Source organism: Listeria grandensis (assembly GCF_014322885.1).
In the GTDB taxonomy this organism is placed as follows: Bacteria; Bacillota; Bacilli; order Lactobacillales; family Listeriaceae; genus Listeria_A; species Listeria_A grandensis.
This window is the reverse complement of the sequence record NZ_JAASUG010000001.1, coordinates 541755-557025: the sequence shown is the minus strand read 5'-3', so window position 1 is coordinate 557025 and position 15271 is coordinate 541755. Positions and strand designations below refer to the sequence as shown.

The 15271-nt window shown below is 47.2% G+C and carries 9 protein-coding genes and 1 pseudogene; 9 read left to right on the top strand and 1 reads right to left on the bottom strand.

Annotation, left to right across the window (positions count from 1 at the left end):
* Nucleotides 1-15 precede the first annotated feature (15 nt).
* Entirely contained in the window at nt 16-861 is an 846-nt protein-coding gene (locus HCJ54_RS02330; RefSeq protein WP_187136485.1) for an alpha/beta hydrolase, read from the bottom strand.
* Between the two features lie 355 nt (nt 862-1216).
* Here HCJ54_RS02330 and HCJ54_RS02325 point away from each other — a divergent pair, with 355 nt between their 5' ends.
* From HCJ54_RS02325 to HCJ54_RS15420, 9 genes and pseudogenes are all read left to right on the top strand, one after another.
* Nucleotides 1217-5347, top strand: coding sequence for a beta strand repeat-containing protein (locus HCJ54_RS02325; protein WP_187136484.1), 4131 nt, complete (start codon nt 1217-1219; stop codon nt 5345-5347).
* A 366-nt stretch (nt 5348-5713) separates the two neighbouring features.
* A complete protein-coding gene (gene allC / locus HCJ54_RS02320; RefSeq protein WP_187136483.1) occupies nt 5714-6943 on the top strand; it encodes an allantoate deiminase in 1230 nt (409 codons plus the stop codon).
* Nucleotides 6944-7055: 112 nt separating this feature from the next.
* Nucleotides 7056-8294, top strand: a complete 1239-nt coding sequence (locus HCJ54_RS02315; RefSeq protein WP_187136482.1) for an MFS transporter — start codon at nt 7056-7058, stop codon at nt 8292-8294.
* A 138-nt stretch (nt 8295-8432) separates the two neighbouring features.
* Nucleotides 8433-9221 carry a (S)-ureidoglycine aminohydrolase gene (gene allE, locus HCJ54_RS02310; RefSeq protein WP_185411778.1) on the top strand — a complete coding sequence of 263 codons (789 nt, stop codon included), beginning with the start codon at nt 8433-8435 and terminating at the stop codon, nt 9219-9221.
* A 35-nt stretch (nt 9222-9256) separates the two neighbouring features.
* Complete coding sequence (gene allD / locus HCJ54_RS02305) at nt 9257-10312, top strand: ureidoglycolate dehydrogenase (protein ID WP_185411785.1); 1056 nt, start codon at nt 9257-9259, stop codon at nt 10310-10312.
* Between the two features lie 16 nt (nt 10313-10328).
* Nucleotides 10329-11378, top strand: coding sequence for an ureidoglycolate dehydrogenase (allD, locus tag HCJ54_RS02300; protein WP_187136481.1), 1050 nt, complete (start codon nt 10329-10331; stop codon nt 11376-11378).
* Between the two features lie 18 nt (nt 11379-11396).
* On the top strand, nt 11397-13172 hold the full coding sequence (gene fdrA, locus HCJ54_RS02295) for an acyl-CoA synthetase FdrA (RefSeq protein WP_187136549.1): 1776 nt from the start codon (nt 11397-11399) through the stop codon (nt 13170-13172).
* A 22-nt stretch (nt 13173-13194) separates the two neighbouring features.
* On the top strand, nt 13195-14463 hold the full coding sequence (locus HCJ54_RS02290; protein ID WP_185411781.1) for a YlbE family protein: 1269 nt from the start codon (nt 13195-13197) through the stop codon (nt 14461-14463).
* Between the two features lie 18 nt (nt 14464-14481).
* Nucleotides 14482-15261: pseudogene (locus HCJ54_RS15420) on the top strand (oxamate carbamoyltransferase subunit AllH family protein); the annotation flags it as partial.
* Nucleotides 15262-15271 lie beyond the last annotated feature (10 nt).

The following is a 15271-nucleotide window of genomic DNA, read 5'->3' as shown; positions in this document are numbered from 1 at the left end:
TTCTCCCACTACTCTTTATTTATACGCTTCTAAAAAGCGCAATGCCTGTTGATAGGCCGGCAAGCCGTCATCGATATTTTTATCAAAATCATGCTCCAAATCGCGTACTGTGAAAAGTTCATTTTGGAAGGTTGTCTGGGCAATTTTTTCGGCTTCGCTGTATGGGACATCTTGATCCGCAGTACTGTGCGCAATGAATACAGGAGGCAAGAAACTAAAGTCGCGCATCTCCTCCAAGCAAAAAGCATCCAAGTCGCTATCTTGATGCGATCCAAATACTTCATCGAGCCAGGTCCCCGTTTGCCGACAGTATATGTAGAGCGCATAGCGTTTTTCGATGAAGCCTTCTGCCAGTTCATGACGCTGAACCAATGCCTTTTTTAAATCGACTGGAATCGCTGGTAGTTTAGCATAATGCGCGCTCGGTTTTTGATACCAAGAGCCAGCAATCGACGCATAGCCATAAAAAGACAATACAGCGTCGGCGTTTGGAAGCGTAGCATCAGCCGCTGCTTGGAGTGCTAAATAGGCGCCAGCAGAACGACCGAACAAAATAAAAGCGTTCGAGACACCAAACGCCGCGCGGGCATTGGCTTCAAACCACAAAATCGCATCTTGCACATCCTCATAAAGTGCAGGTAGTTTCGTTTCTGGTGCCAAACGATAATCGACGGCGAAAAAATGATAGCCAGCTTCGAGAAAAAGATTGCGATACGTCTCGGGCAAATCATTGCGAAGCCCCCAAATCAAGCCCCCACCATGAAAATAAATAATCGTTTTCGATGCGTCAGAACGCGGACTTGGATAGAAGTCGCCCTTTAGTTCGACGTTATTTTTTTGCGCGAAAATAATGGTTTGCAATGGGGTCATCTCCTTTATTATGGATAGAAAAAGCGTAGCATAGCTTGAAGAAATTCTCAATGAAAACCTGCCGATTCATATTTCTAGGCGATGAATAGGGAAATAAAAAATTAACAAAGTAGTCACAAAAAAGCTTCGTGAAGCGGAAGAAATGTATTTTTTAAGTTTGGAAAGCTGATAGAGTAGAAGAGTGGTATGAAAGTGATGGTAACTAATATTTCCAAAACCAGCGTAATAGACTAGGGTGGAAAAGGAGGTTGCAGCAGAAACTTAAGAAGAAAATAACGGGGGCGCAAGGATGGAAAATAAGAGGAGCCAAATACCAACAGTAAACAAAAATGGAGGAATTACACTAATGAAGAAGAATATGAAAAAAATAGCGATCGCGTTACTCGCAACCAATGTAATCGCGAGTACGGTATTAACAGCATTACCACCAGTACAAACACATGCCGCGGAGAATAAGTTGTCGGCTAACTTGAAGGCAACACAAGCGAGTGTCATGAATATACTGGATTGGGGTCTTGATAAAGTTAGTGGCACAATCCCAGGTGGTGGGAATCAACAGGTGAGATTAACCGTTAGGGACTATACTAGTGGTAGCCCCGTGGTCCTGTATACTAGAATTACAACAGCAGATGCATCCGGCAATTATTCATTTGGGACAGGTCAAGTTGGTCTTCCAGTCGGTGGTCTATGGGTAGGAGCAACGTCTTTTAGTGTTGCTACTGTCGAAGGGGCTAATGGTGTTACCGCGAGTCGTGTTGTTGATTATGAGGCAGTAGAAGGATATCTGGATACGTATCGAACAGATGCTACCAAGATCAGTGGTAAAATTGATGATCCTGCGTATTATAATACGTGGGTATATGTGCAGTTTCTTAACTCTTCACCTCAGTACACTGTACAGAGTCAAACAGGGACTTTTCTTGTAGATGCACAAGGTTACTTTAGTGTGAATGTCAACCAAGCGTCAGTCAATGGATCAAGGATAGTCCGGGTACTGGCCGCTTCCGACAATCGTATTCTGTTAAAAGGTTTTAAAAATGTAGAAGTAGCACCTGTTGTTTCGTATACGCCTACCGCATTAAATCTAGGTCAAACACAGATCGACGCGGTGGAAGGCGCGACTGGCACTATAACCAGCTCTATTACTCCTGCACAGGCGGTTCAACAAGTGACGTATGCCTCTAGTAATACCAATGTGATCACAGTAGATGCCACAGGTAAATGGACAGCTGTTGCCTCAGGTTCGGCATCGATTACAGTTACACCAGTAGGCAATACTTCTCTTGCGAAAACAATCCCTGTAACAGTTACCAGTTCCGCGGTAGTGATCGCCCGTACTTCTGTCAATGACCTATTTATTGGTGACAACCCAGCGAATCACATCAAAGATACCACGGTGCAGGCAACGATCGACAATGCCCAAGCCAAAGTGAACGCCATCACGAATGATGCGACACAAAAAACCGAATTACAAGGCTATGTGACGAAGGCGCAAAATGAACTCAACGCACGCACAGCTGCCACAGCCGCGACGACATCGGTGAATGACTTATTCATCAGTGACAACCCAGCGAATCACATCAAAGATACGACGACACAAGCCAAAATAGACGCGGCGCAACTGAAAGTCGATGCCGTGACGGATACGACGAAGAAAGCGGAGCTCCAAACACACGTGGATAAAGCACAAACAGAACTCGATGCGAAAAAAACGGCGAAAGCAAGTGTCGATGCGCTCTTTAGCGATGCACCAACGAATACCAAATTAAAACCGAGCACTACGCAAGCGATGATCAACGATGCCAGTGCGAAAGTCAATGCGCTACCAGCAAGTGCTGAGAAAACAGCAATGCAAGCGGATATCACGAAAGCCAACACCTTATTCGAAGCGATCACTCCAACGACGTTGAGCGACCTGACGACAGAGAGCACTACTCTCTCTGGTTTCGGCGAACCAAACAGCGCGATTGTGATCAAAAACGGCGACACGCAAATTGCTTCTGGCAGCGTATCGAGTGATGGCACATACCTGTTTAACATCACGAAACTAGCGGCTGGCTCGACGATTACCGCGACCGTGACCAAAGCAAGTAATGGCAAAACATCGTCCGCCAGCAAAACCGTCCAAGATACGAGTATTGTCACGACAAAAATTGATGCAATGACCGTGGCCTCGACGACAGTGAGCGGCACCGGCGAACCGAACGCTACGATTGTTATCAAAAATGGCAGCACGCAAATTGCTTCTGGCTCCACAGCAGGCGATGGCAAATTCTTGTTCTTCGTGACACCACAAGCGGGTGGCTCGACGATTACCGCGACCGTAACCAAAACAAGCAACGGTAAAATCTCGAGTGCGAGCACGACCGTTGTAGATAACGCGATTGCCCAAACGACGATGGGCGCCCTGACAACAGATAGCACCAGTGTGACGGGTGTCGGCGAACCGAACAGCGCGATTGTTATCAAAAATGGCAGCACGCAAATTGCTTCCGGCTCCACAGCGGGCGATGGCAAGTACTTGTTCTACGTGACGCCACAAGCGGCCGGCTCAACGATTACCGCGACCGTAACCAAAGCAAGCAATGGCAAAACATCGAGCGCAAGCCAAGTGGTCGCTGATAGTAGCATTGCGCCTACGAAGATGGATGCCCTAACAAGCAATTCCACGACGATAACGGGAACAGGGGAACCGAACGCGGCGATCGTTATTAAAAACGGCGACACGCAAATCGCTTCTGGTAGCGTAGCGGGCGATGGCAAATTCTTGTTCAACATCACGAAACAAGCGGGTGGTTCTACCATTACGGCAACCGTGACGAAAGCAAGCAATGGCAAAACATCCACGGCAACACAAACGATACCAATCGCTACTACGACGATCGGTGCCTTAACCACTGATTCGATCCTAGTATCTGGAACAGGCGAACGGAACGGGACGATCGTCATCAAGAATGGCGCGACACAAATCGCTTCTGGTAGCGTATCAAGCACTGGTACCTACTCGCTGAGTATCGCCAAACAAGCCGCAGGCGCTACCATCACAGCAACCGTGACAGCGAATGGCAAAACATCAAGTGCGAGCACCAATATCGTCGATAACAGCATCAAGGCAACGACGCTTAACGCGCTGAACACGAATTCCACGAGTGTATCTGGAACAGGCGAACCAAACAGCGCCGTCGTTATCACAAAGGGCGCGACAATCCTTGCTTCTGGCACGACGGACGGGAATGGTAAATACCAAATAGCCATCGCGAAACAACTAGCCAATACGACGATAACTGCAACGGTGACCAAAGCAAGCAATAGCAAAACGTCGAGTGCGAGCAAGACCGTCACAGCGGTTGTTCTCGATTATAGTTTGACAGGGCCAGAAACGTATGACCTTGGTAGCAAAGCGAATATCACCGGCACTTACGGCGCCAATGTAACCTATGTTCGTTTACGTGTGACAGGGGCGAGCGGTGATGTGACGATCAAGAAACAAGTGAGCACAACGACGTCAAGCAACGCCTACAACCTGGGTGATATCTCGACGTACGTCGACGCCACGACACAAAAACTTGAAATCATTGCCGTCGATGCGAAATATAACGTAGTCAACACGGTCGTTGTAGCCATCAATAAAGACACGCTCGATAACAAGCTAACAGGTCCAGCAACCTACACGATTGGGGATAAAACAGCGGTCAAGGGTGAATACGGTACAAATATAGCGTATGTCCGCCTCCGCGTCACACCTGCAGGTCAAACAACAGGAACGATTGTCCGTCAAGCAACCCGCTCCGCCGGTAATTATGACCTCGGTGATATTTCCACACTCGTAACAGATGCAACAAGCACCGTCGAAATTTTAGGCGTAGACGCGAAGTATAATATCGTGAAAACCCTCAAAGTCACAGTGAAAGCACCAACCGTCGACAATAAACTCACCGGTCCAAGCGAGTATACCGTTGGCGATAAAACAGCGGTCAAGGGTGATACGGGTACAGGCGTAGCCATTGTTCGTCTGCGTACAGGAAGTGATGTGAACAACATGGCGGTCGTGCGCCAAACAACGCCAAGTGCAGGTAGCTATAGCCTCGGTGATATCTCCGGTTTAGTCAAAGATACATCCGGCGTCGTGCAAATCGTAGCGCTCGACAAAGGCTATAATATCATCAACACGATTACGGTAACCGTGAACCCAGCCGCAGCATTGGATAACACGTTAACCGGGCCTGTCTCGTACACATTTGGCGATACCACCGCGATTACCGGTACAGTTGGTACGAACGTTGCCCGTGTGCGCCTACGTGTCACACCAGAAGGTGGCACCGGAGCGATCAAGAAAAATATCAACCTTCTGCCTGGCGAAACTGATTATGACCTCGGCAACATTGCAGGATTTGTCGCCAATGCCACAGATAAAGTCGAAATTCTAGCATTAGACGCTGGTTACAACATCGTCAACACGATTGACTTGATGAACTAAGAAAACGGGCTGTACATGTTGTTCAAACAGCAAAGATTTTAGTACACACATAAGAACAATCGTATAAGGCTAGCGAAACCAAGACGAGATTCCCCTATAGGTATGGGATCTTGTCTTGGTTTCTTTTTTTGAAGTAGGAGAAGATACATAATGGAGAGTAAACGTTGCACTAGTGCGGACTTTTGCTAATGAGATGGTTGGCTAGTATAATCAATATTAACAATTTCAATCCCTTAATTAGTCATAATGAACAAAAAGTGGGCGGGGTTTTTATCGCTTTTAAACGATGCAATCAGAACTTAAAACGCTTACACTTTGATAGTAGCGTATAAATCGCTTGAGAATGACGAAAGGTGGACTTTAACGATGGACAAAATTTTTAAAGACGTAGCAGATAATGTGACATGGCTTTCAGGCATTGGTGCTGATCCAACAGGGGGAACGACGCGTTTGCTTTACTCGGACTATTGGGTGGAAGCGCAACAAGGCGTGAAGAAGAAGATGGATGAAGCCGGCTTTACGACGTACTTCGATGATATTGGTAATCTTTTTGGTCGTGTGGAAGGGTCTACATATAAGGACGAGACGATTATGTCTGGTTCTCATATCGATACGGTGGTCAATGGTGGAAAATTAGACGGTCAATTTGGCGTTTTAGCCGCGTATTTAGCGATTAAATATTTGAAAGAAAAGCACGGTCAGCCACTTCGTAACCTCGAAGTTATCTCGATGGCGGAAGAAGAAGGAAGCCGTTTTCCGTATGTTTTCTGGGGCAGCAAGAACTTCTTTGGACTAGCTAATAAGGATGAAATGGCGGGCGTTGCTGATTTTGAAGGTGTGAAATTCGTGGATGCAATGCGTGGCGCTGGTTTTGATTTTCGAGATGAGACGAAGCCGCTGCGTGATGATATTAAGGCGTTCGTCGAAATTCATATCGAACAAGGAAAAGTACTGGAAAACGAAGGTAAGGCGGTCGGTGTGGTGAACAGTATCGCTGGGCAACGCCGCTACACGATTGTGCTAAATGGTGAGTCAAATCATGCGGGGACAACGCCGATGGGCTACCGGAAAGATACGGTTTATGCGTTCAGCAAGATCGTGACGCAATCTATCGATAAGGCGAAAAAAATTGGCGATCCACTCGTACTTACTTTCGGAAAAGTAGAGCCAAAGCCAAATACGGTCAATGTTGTGCCGGGTGAGACGCTGTTCACCATGGACTGTCGTCATACGGATGAGGCAGAGTTGCATCGCTTTACGAAAGAAGTGGAGCAAGATATGAAGGCGATTTGTGCGGAGATGGGGATCGAAATCTCCATTGATTTGTGGATGGACGAAGCGCCAGTGCCGATGGACCCGCGTATCGTATCTGTTTTGGAAGACGTTTGTAAGAAAGAAGGGTTGAATTACCGCGTGATGCATAGTGGCGCAGGACATGATTCTCAAATTTTTGCACCGCGTGTACCAACCGCGATGTTCTTCGTGCCGAGCATTGGTGGAATTAGCCACAATCCAGCCGAGGACACGAAAACAGAAGACTTGGTTGAAGGCGTGAAAGCATTAACAGAGGCGCTATACGAATTAGCATATAAATAATAGACAGCTCATACATCATGTAAATCGGTGGCAAGCGCTCGATTTGTTGGAAGCAAGATATAGACGTTACACAAAGAAAAAAATGATTAAATTTCATAGGGAGTGAATAGAAATGGAAAACGAAACGGCAACAATGAAAAAGGGGCTCCAGTATTGGCAGCAAATCATTATTATTTTATGTTTAGGTTGGGTCGTTATTTGGATTTACCGGAGTGTCTTAACACCAATCTTTCCAGAAATTCAACAAACAATTGGACAGCATTCTGATGCACAGATGGGCTTGATCGCCAGTTTTTACTTTTTTGCATACACGGGAATGCAGATTCCAGCGGGGATTTTAGTCGATAAATTTGGGAAGAAAGTCGTCCTGATTCCTGGTTTCTCCCTATTTGCGATTGCGGCACTTGTGATTGGTACCGCGCAAAACTTAGAAATGATTTATCTTGGTAGCTTGCTTGCAGGTCTTGGCTGTGGTTCTTACTACGGTGCGGCTTACTCGCTATCTTCTGAAAATATTCCAGCAGAAAAACGTGGACTTTCGACAGCGATCATTAATAGTGGTTCCGCGCTCGGTATGGGTGTTGGCTTGATTGCTTCTAGCCTACTCGTGAAGTCGGTCGGAATGAACTGGCAAATCATGCTTTTCATTATTGCTGGTTTGATCGTTGTTATGATCTTTGTTTTTGCAAGTGTGATTAAAAGTTCACCAAAAGTGGATCGCTCAGCTAAGGTCAAAGCGGCTGCGGCACCGAAAGAAAAGGCTCCGATCAAAAACTTGTTTACAGGTCGGATGATTGCGTCCTATATTCTTTATTTTGCAACGTGTTATGGATATTACATGGTCGTGACATGGCTGCCATCCTTTTTACAACAAGAACGTGGATTCCAAGGCGTTGCGATTGGATTCTCCGCAGCATTAGTAGCTTTTTCCGCGATTCCCGGAGCCTTATTTTTCAGTAGAATGTCGGATAAATTCAGCACGAAAAAAGTTCGTTTCATCGTTAGCTTGACGGTTGCGGCGGCATTGATGCTCATGTTGACAGTACTTGCACCAACATCGGGCATCTTGCTTGTCGGCTTGATTTTATACGGATTGCTAGGGAAATTGGCAGTAGAACCGATTCTGATTTCTTACGTGGCAGATAGCGCGCCGAAAAAAGGATACGGTACCTCGTTTGGCGTATTCAACTTCTTCGGAATGAGTTCGTCCGTTATCGCGCCGTTTTTGACAGGGGTTATCTCTGACTCCACCGGCTCGAAAGTAATGGGCTTCTATATTTCAGCGATCATCCTCGTCATTGGGGCGACTGTATTCTTAATTGCAAATATTAAAAGTAAAAAAGTAGCATAATAATTAGTAGCGGAACGACAAATATTCATCTTGCCGGGCTTTATCTAGGATTGAAACATTTGCGTTCCGCTTTATTTTAGTGGCAGGCTCAAGTACACGTTAGGTACTAAATAATTGGGGAAAAGAGAGGTTTTTAAAATGGGTTATAGAAATAAGAATACGGGTTATGTGAGCGATATTCTCGCTTCAAGATCCGTGATTAAACGCGCGAATTACGCGATCATTCCGCCAGACGGTTTGGTGAATAATGCTATTCCAGGGTTTCTGAACTGTGAATTATCGATTCTAGCGACGCCGAAATTGGGCGCGACTTTTGTGGATTATATTGTTACGTTGCTCAGTGATGGGCAAAATAAAGCGGGCTTCGGCGCACCTGGCGTGGAAACTTTTTTCTATTGTTTAGAAGGTAAGATTACGGTTTGGGCGGATGACGCGAAACATAGTCTTTCGGCAGGTGGCTATATTTATTGCCCAGCAGGCGTGATGTTAACATTTGAAAATGATAATGGTGGCGCGAACAGTGAGGCTTTCCTTTATAAGAAGAAATACGAGGCGGTAGCGGGTTACGACACGCATGTTGTCGTGGATAATGTTGCCAACCTCGAAAAAATCGCATACGAAGGCATGGAAGATGTTATTTTGCAAAATTTATTGCCAGCGGATCTTGGTTTTGATATGAATTTCCATATTTTAAGCTTCGAACCGGGCGCGTGTCATGGTTATATTGAAACGCATTATCAAGAGCACGGCGCGTATATGTTATCGGGCGAAGGTGTATATAACTTGGATAACGAATGGGTCCCAGTGAAAAAAGGGGATTATTTATTCATGGGGGCGTATGTACCACAAGCAACGTATGCGGTAGGACGCGGCGAAGCGTTTAGTTATCTGTATTCCAAAGACTGTAATCGCGATCCACAATTATAAGAAGGTAGGGAATTGGTGTGAAAGAGCCACAAATGATTCGAGTAAGAAAACATGATTTACATGATTTAATCCAGAAAAAATTAGAAGCGGCGGGGCTTTCTGAGGAACATGCGGATGGTGTTGCAGATTCACTGGCTTTTGCTGACGCGCGCGGGATTCACTCACATGGTGCGGTTCGCGTTGACTATTATGCGGAACGAATTGCCAAAGGTGGCACAACGATTGCGCCAAACTTCAAGTTTAATAAAACGGGGCCGAGTTCAGGTATTTTTGAAGCGGATAATGGCGTCGGACATGTGGCGGCACGCAAGGCGATGGATGAGGCGATTGGCTTGGCGCAGGAAACGGGTGTTGGCATTGTCGGTGTGCATGAAATGGGGCACAGTGGGGCATTGGCCTACTTTGTGAAGCAGGCGGCAGATCAAGATATGGTGGCGATATCGGTTTGTCAATCAGATCCGATGGTAGTACCGTTTGGTGGCGCAGAGCCTTACTTTGGAACGAACCCAATCGCGTTTGCAGCGCCGCGCATGGACGGTGAGCCGATTATTTTTGATATGGCGACGACGGTTCAGGCTTGGGGCAAGATTTTGGATGCGCGTTCGAAGGGTGCGGATATTCCGCCGACTTGGGCGGTGGACGCGAATGGTGAGCCGACGACAGACCCGCATCACGTCAACGCTTTACTTCCGGTTGCAGGACCTAAAGGATACGGCTTGATGATGATGGTCGACATTTTATCGGGAATTTTGCTAGGGTTACCGTTTGGTAAACGCGTGTCATCGATGTACACGGATTTGACGAAAGGACGCAACTTGGGGCAACTGCATATCGTGATTAACCCGGCTTTCTTCACGTCTTTAAAGGAGTTCAAGCAAAATATCGCGCAAATGGTGGACGAGTTACACGCGACAAAAGCCGCGCCAGGATTCAGTCAAGTGTTGTATCCAGGCGAGTTAGCGGAGATTGTGGAAACGGATTATGCGGACGCCGGAATTCCGATTGTGAAAGATATCTATGATTATTTGATTAGTGATACGGTTCATTTTGATCAGTACGATCACGCGGGATTATTCGTGGAGCAAGACTAGTGAGGAGGTAAACAGAATGCGAGTTTCAAAAGAAGATTTGCACCAGCTGATCCAAACAAAAATAGAACGGGCTGGTTTGACGGAAGAACACGCGGATATTGTTGCGGATGTGTTGGCGTTCGCTGATGCACGCGGGATTCATTCGCATGGCGCGGTTCGGGTGGAATATTACTCAGAGCGGATTGCCAAAGGTGGCATCACGAATCGGCCGAATTTCCGGTTTGAGCAGACGGGGCCAACGAGTGGTATTTTTCATGGGGACAATGGTTCGGGGCATGTGGCGGCAAAACGGGCGATGGAAGAGGCGATCCGGATTGCTGGCAAAAATGGTGTCGCGGTTGTCGGTGTGAAAAACATGTCGCATAGCGGGGCGCTCGCTTATTTTGTGGAACAGGCGGCGAGTTGTGATTTTGTAGCGCTTTCTGTTTGCCAGTCGGACCCGATGGTGGTGCCATTTGGTGGTGCGGAAGATTATTTCGGGACGAACCCAATCGCGTTTGCAGCGCCGACGGATGATGGGCGCATGTTGACATTTGATATGGCGACGACGGTTCAGGCTTGGGGCAAGGTGCTTCATGCGCGATCGCGCGGGGAATCGATTCCGCCGACTTGGGCGGTAGACGCGGACGGGGCGCCAACGACGGATCCTGCGAAGGTGAATGCGTTATTGCCAATCGCTGGGGCAAAAGGCTACGGCTTGATGATGATGGTGGACGTGTTGTCGGGAATTTTGCTAGGATTGCCATTCGGGAAGCATGTTAGTTCGATGTACGCGGATCTTTCGAAAGGACGCGATTTGGGACAGTTGCATATCGTGATTAATCCGGCGTTCTTTACGGATATCGAGGCGTTTAAGGCGAACATGTCGGAGGTTCTGGATGAGGTGACGGCCGTGAAACCAGCGCCGGGCGTGGATCGGGTGTATTATCCTGGCGAACGTGGACGGTTGCGCGAGAAGGCATACGAAGAGAACGGTATCGAGATTGTGGATGATATTTATGAGTACCTGATCTCGGATGCGATTCATTTTGACAATTATGATGGAAAAAATAAATTTGCGGAATAAGGAGAGGTGAAGAAAACGATGCTACACACGATTATTAAGGAAAATGCGTATCAAGATTCGGTCGTTTTGATGCTACTTACGAACAAAATATCCACCATTGACGGGGTAAACCGGGTTTCTATCATGATGGGAACGCCTGCGAACAAGGATATTTTCGGAACGTCAGGCTTGCGGACGGCGGAACTGGAGGCGGCTTCGGCGAACGATATGGCGATTGTTGCGGACACGGATGATGCTTCGAAATTGAATGAAATTTTAGAAGAAGTGGATGCGTTTTTAGCGAGCCAGGCGACGAAGGAAAGCAGTAATACGACGGAAACGGCGCGGACATGGGATAAGGCAATGAAGCTTGATCCGGATGCCAATATGGCGCTTATTTCGATTCCAGGTACTTACGCCGCGACAGAAGCGGATCGCGCACTTGATGAAGGGTTGCACGCGTTTATTTTTAGCGATAATATGCCGATGGAAGAGGAACTGCGTTTGAAGCAGAAAGCGCATGATAAAGGGTTGCTTGTGATGGGACCGGATTGCGGGACGGGCATTGTAAATGGTGTTCCGATGGCGTTTACAAATGTAGTGAAGCCCGGCAATATTGGCATTGTCGGTGCATCTGGAACAGGAATTCAAGAAGTTTCCACGATTATTGACCGTCTTGGCGGTGGCGTGACGAATGCGATTGGAACAGGCGGGCGTGATTTATCTGAAACGGTTGGTGGTATCACGATGCTAGACGCGATTGCAGCGCTTGAAAAGCAAGCAGACACAGACGTGATCGTGGTCATTTCTAAGCCACCTGCAAAAGTGATTCGCGATAAAGTTTTAGCGTTATTACGCACGATCACGAAGCCTGCAGTGACCATCTTTTTGGGTGAAAAACCGACGTATCATGAGACGAATTTATACCACGCCTATACGTTAGAAGAAACGGCACGCATTGCTGTTGCATTGGCAAAAGGACAAACGGTAACGGCGACAACGAGCCAGATTACGAAACCAGAAATCACGCTTACACCAGAGCAAAAACATATGAAAGGTTACTACTCCGGCGGGACGCTAGCTTCTGAAGCGGCAATGCTTATCGCGGATGCGTTGGCTTTAAAAGAAGGCCTGATCAAGCAAGACGGCTACATTTTGAAAACAGAAGGGCACGAAGTTATCGATCTTGGCGATGATATTTACACGCAAGGAAAACCGCATCCAATGATTGATCCTGAGAAACGAATCGCATTCATCGAAGACGCGGCGAATGACCCAGAAACAGCGGTTATTTTGCTAGATGTGGTGCTCGGTTATGGCTCACATGAAGACATGGCGGGGCAATTGGCGCCAGCGATTAAGCTTGTGATTGCCAAAGCGAAAGCGGCCGGACGTGAACTTGCTGTTATTGGAACGGTTTGTGGGACGCTTCAAGATCCGCAAGACTATCACGAGCAACGCCAAACATTGATCGATGCGGGCGTTATCGTGAAGGATAGCAATAATGAAGCGGTGAGAACGGGACTTGCGATTGTTGGATACGAGGTTGTAGACGAAGATAAAGCGATTCGCGAAACAGAAAATGATGCGCCAGTAGCACAATCTTTAGAGGCATCAGATGCCATGCTTGACCTCCTTGCGAAACAACCACGCGTCATCAATGTCGGACTAAAAAGTTTTGCAGAAGCTATTACCGAAACAGGTGGACGTGTCGTGCAATTCGATTGGCGCCCAGTTGCAGGCGGCGACGCAAAACTGCAAAAAGTACTGCAATTCTTGAACAGTTACCGCGCAGAGACGGCGGACGTGAAATAAATTTTTTAAAGGAGGAAAAAGAATGACAAACTATCATACAATCGATGAAGCTAACCGCGCAGTAGCGGACAAAATCGTCGCTTCGGCACCATTTTTATTAGATGTCGTACCAGCAAAATCCGTGATTTCTGAACTAAATGAAGGACGTGTGTTACTTCACGCGGGTCCTCCGATTCAATGGGAGAACATGACGAGCCCGATGCAGGGTTCATGCGTGGGAGCAGCGTTATTTGAAGAATGGGCAAGCAGTGAAGAAGACGCGCGTGCGATGCTTGACCGTGGGGATGTGCAGTTTATTCCATGTCATCACGTAGATGCAGTCGGACCAATGGGCGGCATTACCTCAGCGAACATGCCAGTCGTTGTTGTGGAAAACCGTACAGACGGCAATCGCGCTTACTGTACGATGAATGAAGGAATTGGTGCTGTGCTTCGTTTTGGCGCTTATTCAGAAGAAGTCGTGAATCGTTTGCGCTGGATGCGTGACGTGCTCGGTCCAGTGCTTAGCAAGGCGCTCCAAACATTGGACGAAGGCATGAACTTGAACGTAATCGTGGCTAAAGCAATCGCGATGGGAGACGAGTTCCACCAACGCAATATCGCGGCTTCACTCGTATTTTTAAAAGAAGTTAGCCCGATTATTGTGAGCCTAGAAATCGATGAAAAAGAACGCCAAGAAGTCATCCAATTCCTCGCGGATACCGATCAATTTTTCCTTAATATCATGATGGCGTCAGCAAAAGCAGTGATGGACGGCGCGCGGATGATTAAAGAGGGGACGATTGTAACCGCAATGTGTCGTAACGGTGAAAACTTCGGTATCCGTATCAGCGGCATGGGTGACGAATGGTTCACAGCACCCGTCAACACACCACAAGGCCTGTATTTCACAGGTTATTCCGGCGAGGATGCGAATCCAGACATTGGTGACAGCGCGATTACCGAAACATTCGGCGTCGGAGGTATGGCGATGATTGCTGCACCTGCCGTCACTCGTTTTGTCGGAACCGGCGGATTTGGCGATGCCCTGAAAATAAGCAACGAAATGCTTGAAATCGTGATCGATCAAAATCCGAATTTCACCGTTCCAACATGGGATTTTCAAGGGATCTGTCTTGGTATCGATGCCCGCAAAGTCGTCGAAACTGGCATTACACCAGTCATCAATACCGGAATTGCTCATAAAAAAGCTGGTATCGGCCAAATCGGCGCAGGAACCGTAAATCCCCCCGTTGCCTGTTTTGAAAAAGCAATCACAGCCTATGCAGAGAAGCTGGGTTTAACCGTATAAAAGGAAGGAGGAAGAAGTATGCCGCTCATTCAAGCAACAAACCTCGCTCAAAATGTCGCTGATCTACTCGTCACAGACCAAGTATGGCGCGTCCATAGCATTTTTCAAAACGGGATAAACCTTGAAAATGCGGGAAATCTGATTTTCATCGGCACAGCTAAAAATGGCAAGTTACCATTCGCCGTCCAGATCGCACCATCAGACGTCACCACGTTAATCGCTACGATGCGAGTAAACCAACAACTCACTTACGAAGCCGGCGTACTTCTTCACCATGCATCATCGCTCAAAATAGAGCTCAATCTTACTCCAAAATACACAAGCACACGCAAAAAAGTAGAAATCCAGCCGAGTCCCGCTTTTTTATCGCAAGTTTTGCAAGAAGAAAAGCAGACGGGGCTAGGTTTTTCCTTTCGAGAATTAATAGAACAAGCGGCGATTCAAGATCTAGCAAAAGCAATACGTACAACAGATTCCGCGCTCATCGAGAAGACGTTGCGATATTTTTTGGGACGTGGCAATGGTTTGACGCCATCAGGAGATGATCTGCTCGTCGGTATTTTGCTCGTTGGGAATACGACAACCGCCTTCAGGCAAATCCTGACGCGGCTAATCACGACAGAACAACTAACAACAGATATCAGCCAAACCTATTTAAAATACGCGTTAAACGACGAATTTAGCGATTCACTTTTAGCACTATATCAAGCGTTCCAAACAGGCGCAGAAACAAGCGGAATCACGCAACAAATTTATCAGTACGGACACACATCGGGAATAGACACGATCGCAGGTGTCGCACTCGGAT

Coding starts and splice junctions, on each gene's coding strand:
- HCJ54_RS02325 (WP_187136484.1), top strand. CDS start 1,217: ATGAAGAAGAATATGAAAAAAATAGCGATCGCGTTACTCGCAACCAAT.
- allC (WP_187136483.1), top strand. CDS start 5,714: ATGGACAAAATTTTTAAAGACGTAGCAGATAATGTGACATGGCTTTCA.
- HCJ54_RS02315 (WP_187136482.1), top strand. CDS start 7,056: ATGGAAAACGAAACGGCAACAATGAAAAAGGGGCTCCAGTATTGGCAG.
- allE (WP_185411778.1), top strand. CDS start 8,433: ATGGGTTATAGAAATAAGAATACGGGTTATGTGAGCGATATTCTCGCT.
- allD (WP_187136481.1), top strand. CDS start 10,329: ATGCGAGTTTCAAAAGAAGATTTGCACCAGCTGATCCAAACAAAAATA.
- fdrA (WP_187136549.1), top strand. CDS start 11,397: ATGCTACACACGATTATTAAGGAAAATGCGTATCAAGATTCGGTCGTT.
- HCJ54_RS02290 (WP_185411781.1), top strand. CDS start 13,195: ATGACAAACTATCATACAATCGATGAAGCTAACCGCGCAGTAGCGGAC.